Source organism: Xenophilus sp. Marseille-Q4582, from assembly GCF_916700565.1.
GTDB lineage: Bacteria > Pseudomonadota > Gammaproteobacteria > Burkholderiales > Burkholderiaceae_C > Xenophilus.
On record NZ_CAKAKO010000002.1, the window covers coordinates 693,250 to 716,020 of the forward strand.

17 protein-coding genes and 4 tRNA genes are annotated in these 22,771 nt (G+C 67.4%); all 21 read left to right on the forward strand.

The features are described from left to right. Positions 1 to 21 precede the first annotated feature (21 nt). The 21 genes from LG388_RS08375 (at position 22) to LG388_RS08475 (ending at position 22,732) form a co-directional block, all read left to right on the forward strand. Positions 22 to 702, forward strand: coding sequence for a LysE family translocator (locus LG388_RS08375; protein WP_225782403.1), 681 nt, complete (start codon positions 22 to 24; stop codon positions 700 to 702). Between the two features lie 20 nt (positions 703 to 722). After that, the gene (trpD, locus tag LG388_RS08380) at positions 723 to 1,760 is read left to right on the forward strand and encodes an anthranilate phosphoribosyltransferase (RefSeq protein ID WP_225782404.1); all 1,038 of its coding nucleotides are present in this window, start codon (positions 723 to 725) and stop codon (positions 1,758 to 1,760) included. 21 nt (positions 1,761 to 1,781) lie between these two features. Next, a complete protein-coding gene (trpC, locus tag LG388_RS08385) occupies positions 1,782 to 2,585 on the forward strand; it encodes an indole-3-glycerol phosphate synthase TrpC (RefSeq protein ID WP_225782405.1) in 804 nt (267 codons plus the stop codon). An 11-nt stretch (positions 2,586 to 2,596) separates the two neighbouring features. Further along, on the forward strand, positions 2,597 to 3,313 hold the full coding sequence (locus LG388_RS08390; RefSeq protein ID WP_225782406.1) for a uracil-DNA glycosylase: 717 nt from the start codon (positions 2,597 to 2,599) through the stop codon (positions 3,311 to 3,313). Between the two features lie 146 nt (positions 3,314 to 3,459). Beyond that, positions 3,460 to 3,545: transfer RNA gene (locus tag LG388_RS08395), tRNA-Tyr, on the forward strand. 63 nt (positions 3,546 to 3,608) lie between these two features. Then, positions 3,609 to 3,682: transfer RNA gene (locus LG388_RS08400), tRNA-Gly, on the forward strand. A gap of 33 nt (positions 3,683 to 3,715) precedes the next feature. Continuing rightward, positions 3,716 to 3,790: transfer RNA gene (locus LG388_RS08405), tRNA-Thr, on the forward strand. A 72-nt stretch (positions 3,791 to 3,862) separates the two neighbouring features. After that, a complete protein-coding gene (gene tuf, locus LG388_RS08410) occupies positions 3,863 to 5,053 on the forward strand; it encodes an elongation factor Tu (RefSeq protein WP_225782407.1) in 1,191 nt (396 codons plus the stop codon). A 59-nt stretch (positions 5,054 to 5,112) separates the two neighbouring features. After that, positions 5,113 to 5,188: transfer RNA gene (locus LG388_RS08415), tRNA-Trp, on the forward strand. Between the two features lie 110 nt (positions 5,189 to 5,298). Next, a complete protein-coding gene (gene secE / locus LG388_RS08420) occupies positions 5,299 to 5,682 on the forward strand; it encodes a preprotein translocase subunit SecE (protein WP_225782408.1) in 384 nt (127 codons plus the stop codon). Then, entirely contained in the window at positions 5,682 to 6,266 is a 585-nt protein-coding gene (nusG, locus tag LG388_RS08425) for a transcription termination/antitermination protein NusG (RefSeq protein WP_225782409.1), read from the forward strand. Before secE ends, nusG begins: the two co-directional genes overlap by 1 nt. A gap of 135 nt (positions 6,267 to 6,401) precedes the next feature. Beyond that, positions 6,402 to 6,833: a 50S ribosomal protein L11 gene (gene rplK / locus LG388_RS08430; RefSeq protein WP_225782410.1), complete on the forward strand. Its 432-nt coding sequence runs from the start codon at positions 6,402 to 6,404 to the stop codon at positions 6,831 to 6,833. A gap of 1 nt (position 6,834) precedes the next feature. Beyond that, on the forward strand, positions 6,835 to 7,533 hold the full coding sequence (gene rplA, locus LG388_RS08435; RefSeq protein WP_225782411.1) for a 50S ribosomal protein L1: 699 nt from the start codon (positions 6,835 to 6,837) through the stop codon (positions 7,531 to 7,533). 263 nt (positions 7,534 to 7,796) lie between these two features. After that, positions 7,797 to 8,324: a 50S ribosomal protein L10 gene (gene rplJ / locus LG388_RS08440; protein ID WP_225782412.1), complete on the forward strand. Its 528-nt coding sequence runs from the start codon at positions 7,797 to 7,799 to the stop codon at positions 8,322 to 8,324. A gap of 46 nt (positions 8,325 to 8,370) precedes the next feature. Then, a complete protein-coding gene (gene rplL, locus LG388_RS08445) occupies positions 8,371 to 8,745 on the forward strand; it encodes a 50S ribosomal protein L7/L12 (protein ID WP_225782413.1) in 375 nt (124 codons plus the stop codon). A 265-nt stretch (positions 8,746 to 9,010) separates the two neighbouring features. Next, positions 9,011 to 13,135, forward strand: coding sequence for a DNA-directed RNA polymerase subunit beta (gene rpoB / locus LG388_RS08450; protein WP_225782414.1), 4,125 nt, complete (start codon positions 9,011 to 9,013; stop codon positions 13,133 to 13,135). A 24-nt stretch (positions 13,136 to 13,159) separates the two neighbouring features. Beyond that, on the forward strand, positions 13,160 to 17,398 hold the full coding sequence (rpoC, locus tag LG388_RS08455) for a DNA-directed RNA polymerase subunit beta' (protein WP_225782415.1): 4,239 nt from the start codon (positions 13,160 to 13,162) through the stop codon (positions 17,396 to 17,398). A 255-nt stretch (positions 17,399 to 17,653) separates the two neighbouring features. Next, positions 17,654 to 18,274 (forward strand): LemA family protein, encoded by a 621-nt coding sequence (locus tag LG388_RS08460; RefSeq protein WP_225782416.1) that lies wholly within the window; start codon positions 17,654 to 17,656, stop codon positions 18,272 to 18,274. Positions 18,275 to 18,428: 154 nt separating this feature from the next. Continuing rightward, on the forward strand, positions 18,429 to 19,754 hold the full coding sequence (gene rsmB, locus LG388_RS08465) for a 16S rRNA (cytosine(967)-C(5))-methyltransferase RsmB (protein ID WP_225782760.1): 1,326 nt from the start codon (positions 18,429 to 18,431) through the stop codon (positions 19,752 to 19,754). Beyond that, positions 19,696 to 20,370, forward strand: coding sequence for a DUF4390 domain-containing protein (locus LG388_RS08470; RefSeq protein WP_370630122.1), 675 nt, complete (start codon positions 19,696 to 19,698; stop codon positions 20,368 to 20,370). Before rsmB ends, LG388_RS08470 begins: the two co-directional genes overlap by 59 nt. Before the next feature lie 58 nt (positions 20,371 to 20,428). Then, positions 20,429 to 22,732 (forward strand): ATP-binding protein, encoded by a 2,304-nt coding sequence (locus LG388_RS08475; protein WP_225782418.1) that lies wholly within the window; start codon positions 20,429 to 20,431, stop codon positions 22,730 to 22,732. Positions 22,733 to 22,771: the final 39 nt, after the last annotated feature.

Here is a 22,771-nt window from a genome sequence, read left to right on the forward strand (position 1 = left end):
GCTGCGCTCGCGAGGCCTTCCATGCCGGACACCCCTCAACTGCTGGCCTTCATTGCCGCGGGCTTGCTGCTCAACCTCACGCCCGGCGTGGATGTGTTCTACGTGGTCAGCAACGCCTTGAGGCAGGGCGTGCGCGCCGGGGTGGTCGCGGGCCTGGGCATCGCGGCGGGCTGCATGGTGCATACGCTCGCGGCGGCATGGGGCGTCAGCGCGCTGATCGCCGCTTCGGCCACCGCCTTCACGGTGCTCAAGTGGGTCGGGGCGGCGTACCTGCTGTGGATGGGCTGGGGCATGCTGCGGTCACGCGGCACGCTGAACGCCGATGCCTTCGCGCCCGCGGGCGGGCCGCCCGCGCAGGGCCTGCCGTTGCGCACCGTTTTCCGCCGCGGCTTCCTCACCAACGTGCTGAACCCGAAGGTCGCCCTGTTCTTCCTGGCTTTCTTGCCGCAGTTCATTGCGCCGGGCACGGCGCACCCGGCCTGGGTCTTTCTCGCGCTGGGGTTGCTGTTCAACGTGAATGCCCTGCTGGTGAGTGCCGGCTGGGCCTGGGCGGCTGCCGGCATGGCACGGCGCATGCGTGCTTCGGCCGGGTCCGCGCAGTCTGCGGGCCGCGGCCTGCTGTGGATCGAGCGCGCGGCCGGCCTGCTGATCATCGCTTTCGGCCTCAAGCTGGCGCTCACCGAGGCGCCCACGGGCCGCTGACATATTCCGGAGTCCTTCCCATGATCACCCCCCAAGAGGCGCTGCAGCGCACCATCGAGCACCGCGAGATCTTCCACGACGAGATGCTGCATCTGATGCGGCTGATCATGCGCGGCGAATGCTCGCCCGTGATGACCGCGGCCATCGTCACGGGTCTGCGCGTGAAGAAGGAAACCATCGGCGAGATCACGGCCGCCGCGCAGGTGATGCGCGAGCACGCCACGCCCGTGGCCGTGCAGGACAGCACGCACCTGATCGACATCGTGGGCACGGGCGGCGATGGCTCGCACACCTTCAACATCTCGACCTGCGCCATGTTCGTGGCGGCCGCGGCGGGCGCGCGCACGGCCAAGCATGGCGGGCGCAGCGTGAGCAGCAAGTCCGGCAGCGCCGATGTGCTGGAGGCGCTGGGCGTGCAGATCGACCTGAAGCCGCCGCAGATCGCCGCCTGCATCGAGCAGGTGGGCATCGGCTTCATGTTCGCGCCCAACCACCATCCGGCCATGAAGAACATGGCGCCGGTGCGGCGCGAGCTGGGCATCAAGACGCTGTTCAACATCCTGGGCCCGCTCACCAATCCGGCCGGTGCGCCGAACACGCTGATGGGCGTGTTCCACGCCGACCTGGTGGGCATCCAGGTGCGCGCGCTGCAGCGCCTGGGCGCGCGGCATGCGCTGGTGGTGTACGGCAAGGACGGCATGGACGAGATCTCGCTCGGCGCAGCGACCCTGGTGGGCGAGCTGCGCGACGGCCAGGTGCGCGAGTACGAGATCCATCCGGAGGACTTCGGCCTGCCCATGGCGAGCAGCCGCGCGCTGCGCGTGGAAACCCCCGAACAGTCGCGCGCGCTGCTGGTGGGCGTGCTCGACGGCACGGTGACCGGGGCGGCGCGCGACATCGTGCTGCTCAATGCCGGCGCGGCCCTGTATGCGGCCGACGTCGCGCCCGGCATCGCCGAAGGCATCGACCAGGCCCGCGCGGCGCTGGCATCGGGCGCGGCGCGCGCGCGGCTCACGCAGTTCGTGCAGACCACGCAGTCCCTGGCTGCGGCCGCCTGAGCGCTCGCGGAGAATGCGCCCATGTCAGACATCCTGAACCAGATCATTGCCGTCAAGCACGAAGAGTTGGCGGCTGCGCGCAAGCGCCTGCCGCTGGAAGCGGTGCGCCGCGATGCCGAAAGCCGCGTGCTCACGCGGGACTTCGAAGGCGCGCTGCGCGCCAAGGTGGCGCAGGGGCAGGCCGCGGTCATTGCCGAAGTGAAGAAGGCCAGCCCCAGCAAGGGCGTGATCCGGCCCGGCGAGTTCGTGCCCGCCGACATTGCGCAAAGCTATGCCGAAGGCGACGGCAGGACCTCGGCGGCCTGCCTCTCGGTGCTGACGGACAGGCAGTTCTTCCAGGGCAGCATCGACTACCTCAAGCAGGCGCGCGCCTCGTGCGGCCTGCCGGTGCTGCGCAAGGACTTCATGGTCGACGCGTGGCAGATCTACGAGTCGCGTGCCATCGGGGCCGACTGCATCCTTCTCATCGCCGCCTGCCTGGACGATGCGCAGATGAGGGACTTCGAGGCCATCGCGCACGGCCTGGGCATGGCCGTGCTCGTGGAGGTGCATGACGCCGCCGAGATGGAGCGCGCGCTGAAGCTGCGCACGCCGCTGATCGGCGTGAACAACCGCAACCTGCGCACTTTCGAGGTCTCCATCCAGGCCACGCTGGCACTGAAGGCGCAGGTGCCGGCCGAGCGCCTGCTCGTGACCGAATCGGGCATCGCCACGCGAGAGGACGTGAAGACGCTGCGCGAGGCGGGCGTGCAGGCCTTCCTGGTCGGCGAAAGCTTCATGCGCGCACCCGAGCCGGGCGAAGCCCTGGCGGCGCTCTTCGGCTGAGAGCGGCGCGCATGGACGCGACCCAACTGCAGAGCGCGGATCCGGCGGACTGGCCCGTGGCCCCAGGGTGGCAGCCGCTGGTCGATGGCTTCTTCGGCAGCCCGCAAGGGCTCTCGCTGGTTGAATTCCTGCATCGGCGGCTGAGCGAGGGAGCGGTGATCTTTCCGCCCCGGCCGCTGCGCGCGCTGGAGCTGACGCCCCCGGAGGCCGTGCGCGTGGTGATCCTGGGCCAGGACCCGTACCACGGCCGCGGCCAGGCCGAAGGGCTGGCCTTCTCGGTGGCGCCCGGCGTGGCGCTGCCGCCCTCGCTGCGCAACATCTTCAAGGAGCTGGAGCGGGACCTGGGCACGCCGCCCCCGCGCTTCCCCGAGCCCGGCGGCAGCCTGGTCAAGTGGGCGCGCAACGGCGTCCTGCTGCTCAACACCTGCCTGACGGTGGAGGAGGGCCAGCCCGCGAGCCATGCCGGCCGGGGCTGGGAAGTGCTGACCGATGCCGTCATCCGCCACGTGGCCGAGGGGCCGCGGCCGGTGGTTTTCATGCTGTGGGGCTCGCATGCTCAAAGCAAGCGCGGCTTCATCGACGCCCGGCGCCACAAGCTTCTCATGGCCAACCATCCCTCCCCGTTGTCGGCGCTGCGCCCGCCCCTGCCTTTCATCGGCTGCGGCCATTTCGGCCAGGCCCGGGAATGGCGTGACAGCCAGCGCGGCATCGACGACAATGCGCGTTGATCGCCGGGAGCGCCTCTTTGGGGTGCGCGCTGGCGGGCGCGACGTTCGGGCGGTGGCCCGATTCGCCCCCGCTTCGCCAGGCGACAGAAATTATTTGCACGGAAATCGACGTTGTCACTCAACCGTGCTATAGTCTGAGGTTCGCCGGAGAGGTGGCCGAGTGGTTAATGGCAGCAGACTGTAAATCTGCCCTCTTACGAGTACGCTGGTTCGAATCCAGCCCTCTCCACCAGCGAATCCAGAGACGTTCAGGTGCCTGGGCTGCGAGCGCAAATGATGCGGAAAGCGTCACGATGCGGGAGTAGTTCAATGGTAGAACCCCAGCCTTCCAAGCTGATGACGCGGGTTCGATTCCCGTCTCCCGCTCCACGGGTGCCTGATCGGTGTTTGGTTTTGTGTGTCGCCCTTGTGGCTCAGTGGTAGAGCACTCCCTTGGTAAGGGAGAGGTCGCGGGTCCGATTCCCGCCAAGGGCACCAAAAATTTCGGGGTGTGCGGCATGGGTCGCATGCCCCCGAGTCATGTGATCTCGTTATTTTTCGGAGTCGAAAATGGCAAAAGGTAAGTTCGAGCGCACCAAGCCGCACGTGAACGTGGGCACGATCGGTCACGTGGACCATGGCAAGACGACGCTGACGGCGGCGATCGCCACGGTGCTGTCGGCCAAGTTCGGCGGCGAAGCCAAGAAGTACGACGAAATCGACGCGGCACCCGAAGAAAAGGCGCGCGGCATCACCATCAACACCGCCCACGTCGAGTACGAGACGCAGAACCGTCACTACGCCCACGTGGACTGCCCCGGCCACGCCGACTACGTCAAGAACATGATCACCGGCGCTGCCCAGATGGACGGCGCCATCCTGGTGTGCTCGGCCGCCGACGGCCCGATGCCCCAGACCCGTGAGCACATCCTGCTGGCGCGCCAGGTGGGCGTGCCCTACATCATCGTGTTCCTGAACAAGTGCGACATGGTCGACGACGCCGAGCTGCTCGAGCTGGTCGAAATGGAAGTGCGCGAACTGCTGGACAAGTACGACTTCCCCGGCGACGACACCCCCATCATCCACGGCTCGGCCAAGCTGGCCCTGGAAGGCGACAAGGGCAAGCTGGGCGAAGAAGCCATCATGAAGCTGGCCGACGCGCTGGACACCTACATCCCCACGCCCGAGCGTGCCGTGGACGGTGCCTTCCTGATGCCCGTGGAAGACGTGTTCTCGATCTCGGGCCGCGGCACCGTGGTGACCGGCCGTATCGAGCGCGGCGTCATCAAGGTCGGCGAGGAAATCGAAATCGTCGGCATCCGTGACCTGCAAAAGACCACCGTCACCGGCGTGGAAATGTTCCGCAAGCTGCTGGACCAGGGCCAGGCCGGCGACAACGTGGGTCTGCTGCTGCGCGGCACCAAGCGCGAGGAAGTCGAGCGCGGCCAGGTGCTGGCCAAGCCCGCCTCGATCAAGCCGCACACGCACTTCACCGCCGAGGTGTACGTGCTGAGCAAGGACGAAGGCGGCCGCCACACGCCTTTCTTCAACAACTACCGTCCGCAGTTCTACTTCCGCACGACCGACGTCACGGGCGCCATCGAGCTGCCCAAGGACAAGGAAATGGTCATGCCGGGTGACAACGTGTCGATCACCGTCAAGCTGATCGCGCCGATCGCCATGGAAGAGGGCCTGCGCTTCGCCATCCGCGAAGGCGGCCGCACCGTGGGTGCGGGCGTGGTGGCCAAGATCATCGAATAAGTGGCTTGTGGTGCGGCAGGGTGCTGTGCGCGCCCGGCTGCACGGATCGATGAAGCCGTAGGGGTATAGCTCAATTGGCAGAGCGTCGGTCTCCAAAACCGAAGGTTGTAGGTTCGATTCCTACTGCCCCTGCCACCGGAAGGTGGTGAAGGCATCGAAAGCAAGCCCGCCCTGATCCGGCGGGCTTCGGCGTCTGTGAGGGCGCCTTGAACCTGGTCGCAAAGGCCGCAGGAATACAGCCGAAGATGGCTACATCTCAAGTCGAAACAGTCAGCACGGGTGCCGACAAGGCCAAGCTGGCCGGTGCTGTCGCGCTGGCCGTGGCTGCCGTGGCAGCCTTCTATGCGCTGGGCAGCCAAGGGGCCTGGGTGCAGTGGGGCGTGCTGCTCGTGGGCCTGGCTGCGGCGGTGGGTGTGTTCGCCGTGTCCGAGGGTGGCCGCCGTCTCTGGGGCTTCGGCCGCGACGCCTGGCGCGAAGTCAAGAAAGTCGTCTGGCCGACCCGCAAGGAGTCGCTGCAGATGACGGCCTATGTCTTCGCCTTCGTGGTGGTGATGGCCATCTTCCTGTGGGTGACGGACAAGACGATCGAATGGGTGTTCTACGACATCCTGCTGGGCTGGAGAAAGTGATGAACGACACTGTGGATACCTCCTCGTCGGTCCTTGAGCCGCCCGCCAACCCGGACCTGCGCTGGTACGTGGTGCATGCCTATTCGGGCATGGAAAAGGCCGTGGAGCGCAACATCACCGAGCGCATCAACCGCGCTGGCATGCAGTCCAAGTTCGGTCGCATCCTGGTGCCGAGCGAGGAAGTGGTGGACGTCAAGAACGGCCAGAAGCGCACCACCGAGCGCCGCCTGTTCCCCGGCTATGTGCTGGTGGAAATGGTGATGGACGATGAAAGCTGGCACCTCGTGAAGCACACGAGCAAGGTGACGGGTTTCGTGGGCGGCGCCAAGAATCGCCCCGCGCCGATCTCCCAGAAGGAGGTCGAGGACATCGTCAGCCAGATGCAGCAGGGCACCGACAAGCCTCGCCACAAGGTCGAGTTCATGGTGGGCGAGATCGTGCGCGTCAAGGAAGGCCCGTTCACGGACTTCAACGGTGCCGTGGAAGAAGTGAACTACGAGAAGAGCAAGGTGCGCGTCTCGGTCATGATCTTCGGCCGCGCCACCCCGGTGGAGCTCGCCTTCTCCGAGGTCGAGAAAACCTGATATTGCGTGCCGGCCTCGCGTGCCGGCACAACGAGGCGCAGCTTCCCGACTCGGCTGCGTGCTGTCACTGTGAGTCGTCAACCCCGGGGAGCCGCGGCCTGAAGCCGTGGCGTCAATACCCGCAAGGAGAAAAGCATGGCGAAGAAGATCGTCGGCTTCATCAAGCTGCAAGTGCCGGCTGGCAAGGCCAACCCCTCGCCACCGATCGGTCCCGCGCTGGGTCAGCGCGGCCTGAACATCATGGAGTTCTGCAAGGCGTTCAACGCCCAGACCCAGGGCGTCGAGCCCGGTCTGCCGCTGCCGGTGGTGATCACCGCCTTCGCGGACAAGAGCTTCACCTTCGTGATCAAGACGCCGCCGGCGACCACCCTGATCAAGAAGGCCATCAAGCTGGACAAGGGCTCGGCCCGTCCGCACACCGACAAGGTCGGCAAGATCTCGCGCGCCCAGCTCGAAGAGATCGCCAAGACCAAGATGCCCGACCTCACGGCCGCGGATCTGGATGCTGCCGTGCGCACCATCGCCGGCTCTGCCCGTTCGATGGGCGTGAATGTGGAGGGCGTGTGAAATGGCCAAGCTGACGAAGAAAGCCAAGGCCCTGCAGGGCAAGGTCGACACCACCAAGCTGTACCCCCTGGGTGAAGCGCTGGCTCTGGTGAAGGAAGCCGCGACCGCCAAGTTCGACGAGTCCATCGACGTGGCCGTGCAGCTGGGCGTGGACGCCAAGAAGTCGGACCAGGTCGTGCGTGGCGCCGTCGTGCTGCCCAACGGCACCGGCAAGACCAAGCGCGTGGCCGTGTTCGCCCAGGGCGCCAAGGCTGAAGAAGCCAAGGCCGCAGGCGCCGACATCGTCGGCATGGACGACCTGGCCGCCCAGGTCAAGGCCGGCGACATGCCCTTCGACGTGGTCATCGCCGCACCGGACGCCATGCGCGTGGTCGGTACGCTGGGCCAGATCCTGGGCCCGCGCGGCCTGATGCCGAACCCCAAGGTCGGCACCGTGACGCCCGACGTCGCCCAGGCCGTGAAGAACGCCAAGGCTGGCCAGGTGCAGTTCCGTGTCGACAAGGCCGGCATCATCCACGGCACGATCGGCCGCCGTTCCTTCGACGCCGACAAGCTGCAGGGCAACCTGGCTGCGCTGATTGACGCGCTGAACAAGGCCAAGCCGGCCTCGAGCAAGGGCGTGTACCTGCGCAAGGTGGCCGTGTCCTCGACGATGGGTGTGGGTGTCCGCGTGGACACGCAGACCATCGCGCAGGGCTGAGCCAGAAAGTGATTGGCTCGCCGGCCTTTAGGGGCCAGCGGGCGAATGTGGTGGGCCGGAGCGGCGCAAGTCGCGCCGGGCCATCCAAGACCGCTGGTGGAGGGAGCCATCCCTCCTTAATCGGCGCCAGCCCGCAAGGGCGGTGCGCCGGCCAGCGCAGATGGCGATCCCGCTGCAAGGAATGCGAGTTCCGCAACAGTTGGTCGCTGCATGAAGGCGCTGCCTGGGCTTGTGGTCCGGGCAGCATTGAAAAGGAGTAGACCTTGAGTCTGAATCGCAGTGAGAAAGAAGCGGTCATTTCCGAAGTGACCGGCCTCGCCGCTAAAGCTCAAACGCTCGTGATGGCGGAATACCGTGGCATCACGGTGGCTGACATGACCCGTCTGCGCAACAACGCCCGCGCCCAAGGCGTGAGCCTGAGTGTTCTGAAGAACACCCTGGCCCGCCGCGCGGTGGCTGGCAGCGCGTTCGAGGTCGTCGGCGACCAGATGACCGGCCCGCTGATCTACGGCTTCTCCGAAGACGCTGTGGCCGCCGCCAAGGTGGTGGCCGATTTCGCGAAGACCAACGACAAGCTGGTCATCCGCGGCGGCGCCTTCGGTGGCAAGGCCCTGGATGCCGACGGCGTGAAGCAACTGGCGAACATCCCTTCGAAGGAAGTCCTGCTGGCCCAACTGTGCGGCCTGCTGATGTCCCCGATCTCGCGCACGGCCGTGGTGCTGGGCGCGCTGGCCGCCAAGAAGGGCGAAGGTGCTGCACAAGAGCCTGCAGCCGAAGCTGCCGCAGCCTGATCCATCGATCACGCGGCAAGAACCAACAGTTATCTAGGAAATCAAAATGGCATTCGATAAAGACGCATTCCTGACGGCGCTGGACAGCATGACCGTCCTCGAACTCAACGACCTGGTCAAGGCCATCGAAGAGAAGTTCGGCGTGAGCGCAGCCGCCATGGCTGCTCCCGCTGCCGGCGGCGGCGCTGCCGCTCCGGCTGCTGAAGAGAAGACCGAATTCAACGTCGTGCTGGCCGATGCCGGCGCGAACAAGGTCTCGGTCATCAAGGCCGTGCGCGAAATCACGGGCCTGGGCCTGAAGGAAGCCAAGGACCTGGTGGAAGCCGCTCCGAAGGCCGTCAAGGAAGGCCTGCCGAAGGCCGACGCCGAAGCCGCCAAGAAGAAGCTGGAAGAAGCCGGCGCCAAGGTGGAACTGAAGTAATTCAGCGCTTCGCCGAGGCTGGAAGTGCCCGCAAGGGCCTTCCAGCCTTTGCCGCTTTCAGAGCGCACCCAAAAGCCGCCCGGGCGATCATGCCGCCGGCAGCGGTTTCTGAGTGTCTTCTGACCCCGACTGCAGAAGATCCCTTGGTTCGGGCGATGTGCAATGCATCGCCGTCCGCCATCGGCTGGTAGTGGCCAGCCGCCAAGCAGGAACGCCTTCGCGTTGCTGACCCTAGTCGCTGATGATCTCAAGCCCCGGAGCTCTCATGGCCCAAGCATCGACCTACAGTTACACCGAACGCAAGCGCATCCGCAAAAGCTTCGGCAACCGCGACAGCGTCGTCGAAATTCCCTACCTGCTGCAGATGCAGAAGGACGCCTACACCGCTTTCCTGCAAGCCGGCGTGGCGCCCCAGAAACGTGCCAACGAAGGCCTGCAGGCCGCCTTCAATGCCGCCTTCCCCATCGTCTCCCACAACGGCTACGTGGAGATGAAGTTCCTGGAGTACAACCTGTCGAAGCCGGCCTTCGACGTGCGCGAATGCCAGACGCGGGGCCTGACCTTCGCTTCGGCCGTGCGCGCCAAGGTGCAGCTGATCATCTACGACCGCGAATCGTCGACCTCGCAGTCCAAGGTGGTCAAGGAAGTGAAGGAGCAGGAGGTCTACATGGGCGAAGTGCCCCTGATGACCGACAAGGGGTCTTTCATCGTCAACGGCACGGAGCGCGTGATCGTCTCGCAGCTGCACCGTTCGCCGGGCGTGTTCTTCGAGCATGACAAGGGCAAGACGCACAGCTCGGGCAAGCTGCTGTTCTCCGCCCGCGTCATTCCCTACCGCGGCTCCTGGTTGGACTTCGAGTTCGACCCGAAGGACATCCTGTACTTCCGCGTCGACCGCCGACGCAAGATGCCGGTCACGATCCTGCTCAAGGCCATCGGCCTGAACCCGGAATCGATCCTGGCGAACTTCTTCGTCAACGACAACTTCCGCCTGATGGACAGCGGGGCGCAGATGGAATTCGTGGCCGAGCGGCTGCGGGGCGAAGTCGCGCGCTTCGACATCACCGACAAGTCGGGCAAGGTCATCGTCGCCAAGGACAAGCGCATCACCGCGCGCCACACGCGCGAGCTGGAGCAGTCCGAGACCACCCACGTCAGCGTGCCGGAGGACTTCCTGATCGGCCGCGTGCTGGCCCGCAACATCATCGACCCCGACACGGGCGAGGTGCTGGCCAAGGCCAACGACGAGCTGACCGAGGCGCTGCTCAAGAAGCTGCGCGCCGCCGGCGTGCAGGAGATCCAGTGCATCTACACGAACGAGCTGGACCAGGGCGCGTACATCAGCCAGACCCTGCGCATCGACGAGACGGCTGACGAGTTCGCTGCGCGCGTGGCCATCTACCGCATGATGCGCCCCGGCGAGCCGCCGACGGAAGACGCCGTGCAGGCCCTGTTCCAGCGCCTGTTCTACAACCCGGACACGTACGACCTGTCGCGCGTGGGCCGCATGAAGTTCAACGCCAAGATCGGCCGCGACGAAGCGACCGGCCCGATGGTGCTGAGCAACGAGGACATCCTGGCGGTCGTGAAGATCCTGGTGGATCTGCGCAACGGCCGCGGCGAAGTCGACGACATCGACCACCTGGGCAACCGCCGCGTGCGCTGCGTGGGCGAGCTGGCCGAGAACCAGTACCGCACCGGCCTGGCACGCATCGAGAAGGCCGTGAAGGAGCGCCTGGGCCAGGCCGAGCAAGAGCCGCTGATGCCGCACGACCTGATCAACAGCAAGCCGATCTCGGCTGCGCTGAAGGAGTTCTTCGGCGCCTCGCAGCTGTCGCAGTTCATGGACCAGACCAACCCGCTGGCCGAGATCACGCACAAGCGCCGCGTCTCGGCCCTGGGCCCGGGCGGCCTGACGCGCGAACGCGCCGGCTTCGAAGTGCGCGACGTGCACGTCACGCACTACGGCCGCGTCTGCCCGATCGAAACGCCGGAAGGCCCGAACATCGGCCTGATCAACTCGCTGGCCCTGTACGCCCGCCTGAACGAGTACGGCTTCATCGAGACGCCGTACCGCCGCGTGGTCGATGGCAAGGTGACCAACGAGATCGACTACCTGTCGGCCATCGAGGAGGGCAAGTACGTCATCGCGCAGGCCAACGCCCAGCTCGACAAGGACGGCAACCTGACCGGCGACCTGGTGTCGGCCCGCGAGGCCGGCGAATCCATCCTGGTCAGCGCCGAGCGCGTCCAGTACATGGACGTGTCGCCCGCGCAGATCGTGTCGGTCGCTGCTTCGCTCGTGCCCTTCCTGGAGCACGACGACGCGAACCGCGCGCTGATGGGCGCCAACATGTCGCGCCAGGCCGTGCCCGTGCTGCGCCCGGAAAAGCCCTTCGTCGGCACCGGCATCGAGCGTGTGGCGGCGGTGGACTCGGGCACGGTGGTCACGGCCAGCCGCGGCGGCGTGGTCGATTACGTCGATGCCACCCGCGTGGTGGTGCGCGTGAACGACGCCGAGGCGCAGGCCGGCGAGGTGGGTGTGGACATCTACAACCTCATCAAGTACCAGCGCTCGAACCAGAACACGAACATCCACCAGCGTCCGATCGTCAAGCGTGGCGACAAGATCGCCAAGGGCGACGTGATCGCCGACGGCGCCTCGACCGACCTGGGCGAGATCGCCATCGGCCAGAACATGCTGATCGGCTTCATGCCCTGGAACGGCTACAACTTCGAAGACTCGATCCTGATCTCCGAACGCGTGGTGGCCGACGACCGCTACACCTCGATCCACATCGAGGAGCTGGTGGTGATGGCGCGTGACACCAAGCTGGGCGCCGAGGAAATCACGCGCGACATCCCCAACCTGGCCGAGCAGCAGCTCAATCGCCTGGACGAGTCCGGCATCATCTACGTCGGCGCCGAAGTGCAGCCCGGCGACACGCTGGTGGGCAAGGTCACGCCGAAGGGCGAGACCACGCTGACGCCGGAAGAAAAGCTGCTGCGCGCGATCTTCGGCGAGAAGGCTTCGGACGTGAAGGACACCTCGCTGCGTGTGGACCAGGGTTCGTCCGGCACCGTGATCGACGTGCAGGTCTTCACGCGCGAGGGCATCCAGCGCGACAAGCGCGCCCAGCAGATCATCGACGACGAGCTCAAGCGCTTCCGCCTCGACCTGAACGACCAGCTGCGCATCGTCGAGGCCGACGCCTTCGACCGCATCGAGAAGCTGCTGACCGGCAAGGTCGCCAACGGCGGCCCGAACAAGCTGGCCAAGGGCAGCAAGATCGACAAGGCCTACCTGTCGTCGGTGGAGAAGTTCCACTGGTTCGACATCCGTCCGGCGGACGAGGACGTGGCGGCCCAGCTCGAATCGATCAAGAACTCGATCGAGCAGCAGCGCCACAGCTTCGACCTGGCCTTCGAAGAAAAGCGCAAGAAACTCACGCAGGGCGACGAGCTGCCCGCGGGCGTGCTCAAGATGGTCAAGGTCTACCTGGCCGTCAAGCGCCGCCTGCAGCCCGGCGACAAGATGGCCGGCCGCCACGGCAACAAGGGCGTGGTGTCCAAGATCGTTCCGGTCGAGGACATGCCCCACATGGCCGACGGCACGCCGTGCGACATCTGCTTGAACCCGCTGGGCGTGCCTTCGCGCATGAACGTGGGCCAGGTGCTGGAAGTGCACCTGGGCTGGGCCGCCAAGGGTATTGGCCAGCGCATCGGCGACCTGCTGCAGGCCGAGGCCAAGGTGGCCGAGCTGCGCCAGTTCCTGGAGCAGTTCTACAACAGCACCGGCCGCAAGGAAAAGCTGGATGAGCTGAGCGACACCGAAGTGCTGGAGATGGCGCAGAACCTGCAAAGCGGTGTGCCGTTCGCCACGCCGGTGTTCGACGGGGCCTCGGAAGAGGAAATCCGCGCGATGCTGAAGCTGGCCTTCCCGGACGACATCGCCAAGGCCAAGGGCCTGACCGAGACGCGCACCCAGGCCTGGCTGATCGACGGACGAACGGGCGAGCCCTTCGACCGTCCGACCACCGTGGGCTACATGCACTTCCTGAAGCTGCATCACCTGGTGGACGACAAGATGCACGCGCGCTCCACCGGCCCGTACTCGCTGGTCACGCAGCAGCCGCTGGGCGGCAAGGCGCAGTTCGGCGGCCAGCGTTTCGGGGAAATGGAAGTGTGGGCGCTGGAAGCCTACGGCGCTTCCTACGTGCTGCAGGAAATGCTCACCGTCAAGTCCGACGACGTGCAGGGCCGCACCAAGGTGTACGAAAACATCGTCAAGGGCGAACACGCGATCGAGGCCGGCATGCCGGAATCCTTCAACGTGCTGGTCAAGGAAATCCGATCGCTGGGCCTCGACATCGAGCTCGAGCGTTCCTAATCAGGAAGAAGAGGAAAGAGTCTTATGAAGTCGCTACTCGACCTGTTCAAGCAATTCACGCCGGATGAGCATTTCGATGCCATCAAGATCGGCATGGCCTCGCCCGAGAAGATCCGTTCGTGGTCCTTCGGCGAGGTGAAGAAGCCCGAGACCATCAACTACCGCACCTTCAAGCCCGAGCGCGACGGCCTGTTCTGCGCCAAGATCTTCGGGCCCATCAAGGACTACGAGTGCCTGTGCGGCAAGTACAAGCGCCTGAAGCACCGCGGCGTGATCTGCGAGAAGTGCGGCGTCGAAGTCACGCAGACCAAGGTGCGCCGCGAGCGCATGGGCCACATCGACCTGGCCGCGCCCTGCGCCCACATCTGGTTCCTGAAGTCGCTGCCGTCGCGCCTGGGCCTGGTGCTCGACATGACGCTGCGCGACATCGAGCGCGTGCTGTACTTCGAAGCCTACGTCGTGACCGACCCCGGCATGACCCCGCTGAAGAAGTTCAGCATCATGACCGAGGACGACTACGACGCGAAGCGCAAGGAATACGGCGACGAGTTCGTCGCCAAGATGGGTGCCGAGGGCATCAAGGACCTGCTGGAAGGCATCGAGCTCGACACCGAGATCGAACGCCTGCGCGGCGACCTGACCGGCTCCGAAGTCAAGGTCAAGAAGAACTCCAAGCGCCTGAAGGTGCTGGAAGCCTTCCGCAAGTCGGGCATCAAGCCCGAGTGGATGGTGCTGAACGTGCTGCCCGTGCTGCCGCCGGACCTGCGTCCGCTGGTGCCGCTGGACGGCGGCCGCTTCGCGACCTCCGACCTGAACGACCTGTACCGCCGCGTCATCAACCGCAACTCGCGCCTGCGCCGCCTGCTGGAGCTCAAGGCCCCGGAAATCATCGCGCGCAACGAAAAGCGCATGCTGCAGGAAGCGGTCGACTCGCTGCTGGACAACGGCCGCCGCGGCAAGGCCATGACGGGCGCCAACAAGCGCGCGCTGAAGTCGCTGGCCGACATGATCAAGGGCAAGAGCGGCCGCTTCCGCCAGAACCTGCTGGGCAAGCGCGTCGACTACTCGGGCCGTTCCGTGATCACCGTGGGCCCGACGCTCAAGCTGCACCAGTGCGGCCTGCCGAAGCTGATGGCCCTGGAGCTGTTCAAGCCCTTCATCTTCTCGCGCCTGGAAGCCATGGGCATCGCCACCACCATCAAGGCGGCGAAGAAGGAAGTGGAATCCGGCACGCCCGTCGTGTGGGACATCCTGGAAGAGGTCATCAAGGAGCACCCGGTTCTTCTGAACCGCGCGCCCACGCTGCACCGTCTGGGCATCCAGGCCTTCGAACCCATCCTGATCGAAGGCAAGGCCATCCAGCTGCACCCGCTCGTTTGCGCGGCGTTCAACGCCGACTTCGACGGCGACCAGATGGCCGTGCACGTGCCGCTGTCGGTGGAGGCGCAGATGGAAGCCCGCACGCTGATGCTGGCCTCCAACAACGTGCTGTTCCCGGCTTCGGGTGAGCCGTCCATCGTGCCCTCGCAGGACGTGGTGCTGGGCCTGTACTACACCACCCGTGACCGCATCAACGGCAAGGGCGAAGGCCTGGTGTTCGCCGACATCGGCGAAGTCCAGCGCGCGCTGGACGCCGGCGTGGTCGAGCTCACCAGCAAGATCGCCGTGCGCATCACCGAGTGGAACAAGAACAAGGAGACGAACGAGTGGGAGCCTTCCACCTCGCTCGTCGACACCACCGTGGGCCGCGCGCTGCTGTCGGAGATCCTGCCCAAGGGCCTGGCCTTCTCCAACATGAACAAGGCGCTCAAGAAGAAGGAGATCAGCAAGCTGATCAATGCCTCCTTCCGCAAGTGCGGCCTGAAGGAGACCGTGGTCTTCGCCGACAAGCTGCTGCAGAACGGCTTCCGCCTGGCGACCAAGGCCGGCATTTCGATCGCCATCGACGACATGCTGGTGCCGCCGGAGAAGCAGAAGATCATCGACGACGCTTCCAAGGAAGTGAAGGAGATCGAGCAGCAGTACGTCTCGGGCCTGGTGACCTCGGGCGAGCGCTACAACAAGGTGGTGGACATCTGGGGCCGCGCGGGTGACGCCGTGTCCAAGGTGATGATGGCCCAGCTCTCGAAGCAGAAGGTCATCGACCGCCACGGCAAGGAAGTGGACCAGGAGTCCTTCAATTCCATCTACATGATGGCCGACTCGGGCGCCCGCGGTTCCGCGGCGCAGATCCGCCAGGTGGCCGGCATGCGCGGCCTGATGGCCAAGCCGGACGGTTCGATCATCGAGACGCCCATCACGGCCAACTTCCGCGAAGGCCTGAACGTGCTGGAGTACTTCATCTCCACCCACGGCGCCCGCAAGGGCCTGGCCGACACGGCACTGAAGACGGCGAACTCGGGTTACCTGACGCGCCGCCTGGTGGACGTGACGCAGGACCTGGTCGTGACCGAGAACGACTGCGGCACCGCGGACGGCACGTACATGCGTGCCATCGTCGAAGGCGGTGAAGTCATCGAATCGCTGCGCGACCGCATCCTGGGCCGCACCGCGGCCGAGGACGTGCTGCATCCCGAGAACCGTTCGGTGGTCGTGGAAGCCGGCACCATGCTGGACGAAGACACGATCGAGCAGCTGGAAACGGCGGGCGTCGACGAAGTGAAGGTGCGCACGGCCCTGACCTGCGGCACGCGCTTCGGCCTGTGCGCCAAGTGCTACGGCCGCGACCTGGGCCGCGGTGGCTTGGTGAACGTGGGCGAGGCGGTCGGCGTGATCGCCGCCCAGTCCATCGGCGAACCCGGCACGCAGCTGACGATGCGCACCTTCCACATCGGTGGCGCGGCCTCGCGTGCGGCCGTCGCCTCGAGCGTGGAAGCCAAGTCCAACGGCGTGATCGGCTTCAACGCCACGATGCGCTACGTGACCAACAGCAAGGGCGAACTCGTGGTGATCGCGCGTTCGGGCGAGATCGTCATCCATGACGAGCACGGCCGCGAGCGCGAGCGCCACAAGGTGCCGTACGGCGCCACGCTGACCGTGAAGGCCGACCAGCCCGTGAAGGCCGGCACCATCCTGGCCAACTGGGACCCGCTGACGCGCCCGATCATCACCGAGTACGCCGGTACCGTGAAGTTCGAGAACGTCGAGGAAGGCCTGACGGTGGCCAAGCAGGTCGACGAAGTGACCGGCCTGTCCACGCTGGTGGTGATCGATCCAAAGCGCCGCGGCGCGGCCAAGGTCGTGCGTCCGCAGGTCAAGCTGGTCGACGCCTCCGGCGCGGAAGTGAAGATCCCTGGCACCGACCACTCGGTGACCATCGGCTTCCAGATCGGCTCGCTGATCCAGGTGCGCGACGGCCAGGACGTGGGCCCCGGCGAAGTGCTGGCGCGCATTCCGGTCGAAGGCCAGAAGACCCGCGACATCACCGGCGGTCTGCCGCGCGTGGCCGAGCTGTTCGAGGCGCGTTCGCCCAAGGACAAGGGCCTGCTGGCAGAAATGACCGGCACCGTGTCCTTCGGCAAGGAAACGAAGGGCAAGATCCGCCTGCAGATCACCGACCCTGAGGGCAAGGTCTGGGAAGAACTCGTGCCGAAGGAAAAGAACATCCTGGTGCACGAAGGCCAGGTGGTGAACAAGGGCGAATCCGTGGTCGACGGCCCGGCCGATCCGCAGGACATCCTGCGCCTGCTGGGCTCGGAAGAACTGGCGCGCTACATCGTGGACGAAGTGCAGGACGTGTACCGTCTGCAGGGCGTGAAGATCAACGACAAGCACATCGAGGTGATCGTTCGCCAGATGCTGCGCCGCGTCGTGGTCGAGAACCCCGGCGATTCGGGCTACATCCAGGGCGAGCAGGTCGAACGTTCCGAAATGCTCGACACGAACGACCGCCTGCGCGCCGAGGACAAGCTGCCGGCCACGTACACCAACCTGCTGCTGGGCATCACCAAGGCCTCGCTGTCCACGGACTCGTTCATCTCCGCGGCTTCCTTCCAGGAAACCACGCGCGTGCTGACCGAGGCCGCCATCATGGGCAAGCGCGACGAGCTGCGCGGCCTGAAGGAAAACGTGATCGTGGGTCGCCTGATCCCCGCGGGCACGGGCCTGGCCTATCACCAGGCACGCAAGGCCAAGGACGCGATGGACGAGGCCGAGCGCCGCGCGATCGCCGAAGCCGAAGCCGCCGAGCTCGCGGCCACGGAAGACGCGGCCACCGCGGCCGATGCCACCGCGTCCAGCGAAGGCACGGACGCGGCGCAGTGATCGCCGGCCGGTGTCTTCGCTGACGCCGGCCGAGCGACGCCGCCCATGACCGGCCCGCACGCCCTCCCACCGGTTTGCCGGGGGAGGGCGTTTTTCTTGATCGGTGCCCTTGTGCGCCAGGAGGGGCTGCGGGGGCGAAGGCGGGCGCGTGAAGCGGGGCGATCCGTGCGGTGCGCGCGGGAGCGGCCTCGGCTCCTGTACGCTGCGGCTTCCGCGCGGCGCGGCCGGCGCGGTGCGCACTGAAAGAGACGAGGGATGAAAACCTGGATCGAATCGCTGCTGCTCTGGGGCGCGGCGGCCGTGTTGCTGTTCTGGTTCGTCGGCGCGCACAACCGTCTGGTGCGGTTGCGCTCGGCGGCCGTGCAGTCCTATGGCGCGCTGGACGCGCTAGTCGTGCGGCAGATCGATTATGTGCAGGCCCAGGTCGCGCAGCAAGAGCAGGGGCAAGCGTCGAGCGGCGATGAAGGCCGCGGGTCCGCCGCGGACCTGACGTCGCTGCAGGCGGCCAACGCGCAGCTGCTGGCAGTGCTTGGTGGCACGCGCCAGCATCCGCTCGACCCGCCCGCCATGGCCGCACTGGGCACGGCCTTGCACGTGATGCTGGACGCCTGGGCGCGCCTGCATCCCGAGTCGGTGATCGCCTTCGCGGCCGACGGCACGCTGTCGCGCCCGGCGCCTTTGCAGCCTGCGGGGCATGCGCCGGATCCGGTGGCCGAGCCGGCGCCCCTGGGCTGGCCGGAACCCACGGCGCTGATCGAGATCGCACGGGCCCAGTTCAACCAGGCGGTGGCGCAGTACAACACGGCGATCACGCAGTTTCCGGCCGTGCTGCTGGCCTGGGTGTTCCGCTGGCGCGCGGCGGCGCCGCTGCGCTGAACCGGCGGCGCCCGCGCCCGGCCTGTTTCTTGCGCGCGCGGCTGGCCCTGCGGGCCGCACGCCCTTCGGCGGCCTGTCACGGGCCAGCCTTTACCATTTCTGCATCTTGTCAGACGCTTCAGTTATCGGCGGTCATCCGCCCCCTTCCTCTCCCCTGGCGCCGCCCCTGTGGCTGCAGCTTCAGCAGTCCGCCAGCGTGCTGGCGGCCGTGCGCAGCGGCAGTTCGGCCACCGCCGCCCTCGAACGCGTGGAGGCCGGCCTGCGGCCCGGCGTGCAAGCCCTGGTCTTTCATGCTCTGCGCTGGTGGGGCCGGGGCGAGGCGCTGCGGCGCCGCCTGGCCAAGCGCACGCCGCCCCCTGCGGCCGACGCGCTGCTGTGCGCGGCCCTGGCGCTGGGCTGGGACCCGGCGCGCTCGCCCTATGAGCCCTTCACGCTGGTCGACCAGACCGTGGAGGCCGCCAAGCGGCAGGCCACCACGCGGGCCCAGGCCAGCTTCATCAATGCCTGCCTGCGCCGGTTCCTGCGCGAGCGCGAGGAACTGCTGGCCGCCACGGCGCACGAGCCGGTGGCGCAATGGAACCATCCGCGCTGGTGGATCGAGCGCCTGCGCCACGACCATCCCAAGGCCTGGCAGCGCGTGCTGGAAGCCGACAACGGCGCCGCCCCGCTGACCTTGCGCATCAACGCGCGCCGCACCAGCGTCGACCGCTACCTGCCCGCGCTGGCCGCCCAGGGCATCGAGGCGCGCCGGGTGGCCCACACCGGCTTGCAACTGGCCCAGGCGCGGCCGGTGCACAAGCTGCCCGGCTTCGAGGAGGGCGAGTTCTCGGTGCAGGACGCCGCGGCCCAGCTGGCGGCGCCGCTGCTGCTCGACGGCCTCCAGCCGGCGCGGCCGGGCGCGCCGCTGCGCCTGCTCGACGCCTGCGCGGCGCCCGGCGGCAAGACCGCCCACCTGCTCGAGCAGGTGCAGGGCCCGGCGCAGGTGCTGGCGCTGGAGGTGGATGCCGGCCGTGCGCGGCGCATCGACGACACGCTCGGGCGCCTGGGCCTCGCGGCCGAGGTGCGCGTGGCCGATGCGGGCCGCACGCAGGACTGGTGGGACGGCCAGCCCTTCGACGGCGTGCTGCTCGATGCGCCCTGCACGGCCTCGGGCATCGTGCGCCGCCATCCCGACGTGCGCTGGCTGCGCCGCGAAAGCGACGTGCAGCAGCTGGCCCTGCAACAGGCCATGCTGCTGGCCGCGCTGTGGCCCACGGTGCGCCCGGGCGGGCGGCTGCTGTACTGCACCTGCTCCGTGTTCCGCGAGGAGGGCGCCTTGCAGATCGAGGCGTTTCTTGCGCGCAACAACGACGTTCAATTGCTGCCCTCGCCCGGCCATTTGCTGCCCCAGGGCCGCAGTGCTGCGCGCGGCGTCCCGGACAATGCCTTGGGTGAGCACGACGGCTTCTTCTACGCCCTGCTGCAAAAGTCGGCCCGCTGAGCGCGAGGGCCTGGCCCGGCGCCGCCTGCTGGGGGGCGCGCTCGGCCTGGGCGCCTGCCTGCTGGCGGCCGCGCCGCCCGTGGCCTGGGCGCAGGGCGCCGAGCTGGCCCAGCTGCGGCTGGAGCGCACGGGCGACGAGCTCTACCTGAGCGCCGCCCTGCGCCTGGCGCTGCCCGCGCCGGTGCAGGACGTGCTCGACAAGGGCATCGCGCTGCATTTCGTGGCCGAGGCCGAAATCATCCGCCAGCGCTGGTACTGGCTGGACCAGCGCGTGGCCCATGTGGTGCGCCACATGCGCCTGGCCTACCAGCCGCTCACGCGCCGCTGGCGGCTGAACATCTCGCCCGTGCCCATCACGAGCGCGATCTCGGGCGTGACGCTGAACCAGAACTTCGACTCGCTCGAAGAGGCGCTGCAAGCGGTGGGCCGCATCGGGCGGCTGCGCCTGGGCGAGGTGCGCGACATCGGCGAGGAGCGCGTGCTGCCCGTGGTGTTCCGCTTCCGGCTCGACACCTCGCAACTGCCGCGGCCCTTCCAGATCGGGCTGATGGGACAGTCGGACTGGAACCTGGCCGTCGAGCGCTCGGAAAAGCTCAACGTGGAGACCGTGCCTTGAGCGCCGTCGCATCGCCCGCCGCCGGCCGCGCCCCAGGCCGCCGGGCCGGGGGCCGGCCGTGAGCGAAAACCTGGCGCCCCATCGCTCGCGCGGTGTGCGCTGGGCCGTGGGCGTGGGCGCCGCGGCCATGGCGGGCATCGGCCTGGTGCTGATCTTCCTGCTCGCGCAGGCCACCAACAACCGCGCGCTCTACGAGCGCAACTACGCGCGGCTCTTCACCGTCAACGTGGTGGTGGCGGTGCTGCTGATGCTGGTCATCGGCTGGGTCGCGCTGCGGCTGTGGCGGCGCCTGCGCCAGGGCAAGTTCGGCAGCCGGCTGCTGGTCAAGCTGGCCGCCATCTTCGCGCTGGTGGGCGTGGTGCCGGGCATCCTGGTCTACACGGTGTCCTACCAGTTCGTCTCGCGCTCCATCGAAAGCTGGTTCGACGTCAAGGTGGAAGGCGCGCTCGACGCCGGCCTGAACCTGGGCCGGGCCACGCTCGATTCGCTGTCCGACGATCTGGCGGCCAAGGCGCGCGCGGCAGGCGTGCAGCTGTCGCAGGTGCCCGAGGCCAGCGCCAGCCTGGCGCTCAACCGCGTGCAGGAGCAGCTGGGCGCCAGCAACGTGATGCTGTGGTCCTCGACGGGGCAGCTCATTGCCAGCGCGGGCTCCTCGCGCTTCGAACTCACGCCCGAGCGGCCCTCGCCGCAACTGCTGCGGCAGGTGCGCGTCGACCGGGCGATGGCCTTCGTCGAAGGGTTGGAGGAAGCGGGCACGCCGGGCTCGCCGGTGCGCACGCAGGCCAGCATCAAGGCGATCGCGCAGGTGCCGCGGCCGGGCCTGGAGCTGGTGGGCAGCGAGCCGCGCTACCTGCAGATCACGCAGCCGCTGCCCACGGGTGTGGTGAGCAACGCGCTGGCCGTGCAGGAGGCGAACCGCGAGTACCAGGAGCGCGCGCTGGCGCGCGAAGGCCTGCGCCGCATGTACATCGGCACGCTCACGCTGAGCCTGTTCCTGGCGGTGTTCGGCGCCGTCCTGCTGGCTGTGCTGTTCGGCAACCAGCTCGCGCGGCCGCTGCTGGTGCTGGCCGAAGGCGTGCGCCAAGTGGCGGCCGGCGACTTGCGGCCCAAGCGGGTCTTCCAGGGGCGCGACGAGCTGGGCGGCCTCACGCGCTCCTTCGCCGACATGACCCAGCAGCTGGCCGACGCGCGCATGGCCGTCGAGCGCAGCCTGCGGGAGCTGGACGCCGCGCGCGCCAACCTGCAGACCATCCAGGACAACCTCACGGCCGGCGTGATGGTGCTCGATGCCGGCGGCGCGATCATGTCGACCAATCCCGGCGCCACCCGCGTGCTGCGCGCGCCCGTGGCCGCCTTCGAAGGCAAGCCGCTGGCCGAAGTGCCGGGCCTGGCGGAGTTCGCATGGGCCGTGCAGCAGCGCTTCGACGACTTCGAGATCGATGCCGCGCAGCATGGGGCGGACCATTGGCAGCACGCATACGAACTGCACGCGCGCGGCGGTGGCGTGGCGCATGACGCCGTCAGCATCGTCGCGCGCGGCGCGCGGCTGCCGGGCTCCCTGCGGCTGCTCGTGCTCGACGACATCTCCGAGATCGTCTCGGCCCAGCGCGCCCAGGCCTGGGGCGAGGTGGCACGCCGCCTGGCGCACGAGATCAAGAATCCGCTCACGCCGATCCAGCTGTCTGCCGAGCGGCTGGAAATGAAGCTCTCGGGCAAGCTCGGTGCGGCTGAGGAGGCGGTGCTTCACAAATCGGTGCGCACCATCGTCGACCAGGTGGACGCCATGAAGCGCCTGGTCAACGAGTTCCGCGACTACGCGCGGCTGCCCGCCGCCGACCTCAAGCCCGTGGACCTCAACGCGCTGGTCAGCGACGTGCTGCAACTCTACGGCGCCGAGAATGCCAGGGTGCCCGTGCGCAGCGAACTGGACGAGCGCTGCCCGCCGATCCTGGGCGATGCGCAACAGTTGCGGCAGGTGATTCACAACCTGTTGCAAAACGCCCAGGATGCCACCGAAGGCCTGGGTCTGCAGGATCCGGCGGCCCCCGTGCTGATCCGCACGCGCATGTCGGACTCGGGCCAGCGCGTGCGGCTGATCGTGCAGGACAGCGGGCCGGGCTTCGCGGAGTCCATTCTCAAGCGGGCTTTCGAGCCCTACGTCACCACCAAGAGCAAGGGCACGGGGCTGGGCCTGGCGGTGGTCAAGAAGATCGCGGACGAGCACGGCGCGCGCATCGAACTGAGCAATCGCATGGCCGATGGGGCTGTGGCCGGTGCGCAAGTCTCGCTATCATTTGCCGCATCAGGGGAGCGGCGCGGCGACACGCCGCGCATGGAGGTCGGCAGGACTTCGGCGTTGTGACCTTGCCCGTGCGCACCCACCGGTGAATCGGGAAGCTCT